This window comes from Microbacterium esteraromaticum (genome assembly GCF_900163815.1).
In the GTDB taxonomy this organism is placed as follows: Bacteria; Actinomycetota; Actinomycetes; order Actinomycetales; family Microbacteriaceae; genus Microbacterium; species Microbacterium esteraromaticum_B.
The window spans coordinates 1-1,437 of sequence record NZ_FUKO01000038.1 but is presented as its reverse complement, the minus strand read 5'-3'; the positions used below and the strand labels follow the sequence as shown (position 1 = coordinate 1,437).

The window sequence follows — 1,437 nt, the reverse complement described above, 5'->3', positions numbered from 1 at the left end:
GGCTCTCCTGACTCTTCCGTGGGTTAGCCCCGGCCGGGGAGCACGGGTTTGTGGCCGCCGAGGCTGAGCATGGCGAGGGCGATGAGTGCGTCGGGTGATTTGAAGCCGTAGGCGATGCGGGTCATGAGTCGGATCTTGGTATTCATCGATTCGACCCGTCCGTTCGAGAGGCCGTGTTCGATCGAGGCGAGGATCGCGGTGCGGTGGTTGACGATGCTTCTCTGGAGTTTCACGAACGCGGGGATGCGGCATCGGCGAGCCCAGGCCACCCATTTATCGAGGGCTTCGGCCGCTTCGTCGTGGGGCAGCTTGAAGATCACACGGAGTCCTTCTTTGAGGTAGTAGGCGCGGCCGAGGGTGGGATCGGTTTGCACGATCCAGGCGAGCTTCACTTTCTGCTTCTCGGTGAGGTTCTCGGGGTTTTTCCAGAGTGCGTAACGTGAGTTCTTCACCCCGGCAGCACGGGCGCTGTCTGGGCGAGCCGGTGCGTCCTTTGTCGGTCGGCCCCGGCCCCGTCGGGCCTCGTTCGTCCGGGCGGCTTTGCGGGCGTCGTTCCATGCCGCCCGCCGCGCCTCGTCGAGGGCGTCGGTGGCCCATTTCACGACGTGGAACGGGTCGGCGCAGCGCACGGCGTTCGGGCACTTGACGGCCACGACAGCGGCGATCCACGCGGCCCCGTCCGCGGAAACATGCGTGATCTGCGCCGAACGTTCCGGCCCTAGAGCGTCGAAGAATTTCGTGAGGTTGGTCTTGTCCTGGCCCGGCGACGCCCAGACGAGACGGCCCGAATCGTGGTCGACGACGCAGGTCAAATATTTGTGGCCGCGCTTGTAGGAGATCTCATCGATGCCGATCCGGGTCAGGCCAGCGAACTGGTCGTATTGCTTCTCGGTATCAGCCCAGACCCGAGTGATAATCGCGCCGACCGTGCGCCACGCGATGCGCATCAATACCGTGATCGCGGTCTTGGATGTCTGCGTGGCCAGCCACGCCACCTGATCGTCGAAGAACAAGGTATGGCCGCTCTGATGCCGCGCCCACGGCACCGCGGCCACCGTCACGCCGTGGACGGCGCAGGACACCCGGGGCGCATCAGCTTCGAGGTGAACTTGAATTGAGCCGGCATCCAACGACCGCCAGCGTCTCCGACCGGCACCTGAGTCGTAGCGCGGGCTTCGCCTCTGGCAGGCCCCGCACCGGTTCCGCATCGACGCCGACGGTCTCACGGAAGCGACCAGAATCCCGCTCCTCACGTCGAGATCGATGTCCTCAACAACTGTCTTCTCGACACCGAGCAGGGTCCGCCATATTCTTAGAATTCGCACGCCGCTTTTCCGTTCCTGTGTTTCTAACCTTTGACAGTCAGAAACCTAGACGGGAAGCGGCGTGCGGTCATTAAGCCACTCCGAAACCACCCACGGTTACGTCAGGAGAGCC

1 protein-coding gene is annotated in these 1,437 nt (G+C 63.7%); it reads right to left on the bottom strand.

Features of this window, described 5'->3' with window-relative positions; genetic code table 11:
- Positions 1 to 23: 23 nt before the first annotated feature.
- Positions 24 to 1,325 (bottom strand): ISL3 family transposase, encoded by a 1,302-nt coding sequence (locus FM104_RS14070; RefSeq protein WP_087132861.1) that lies wholly within the window; start codon positions 1,323 to 1,325, stop codon positions 24 to 26.
- Positions 1,326 to 1,437 lie beyond the last annotated feature (112 nt).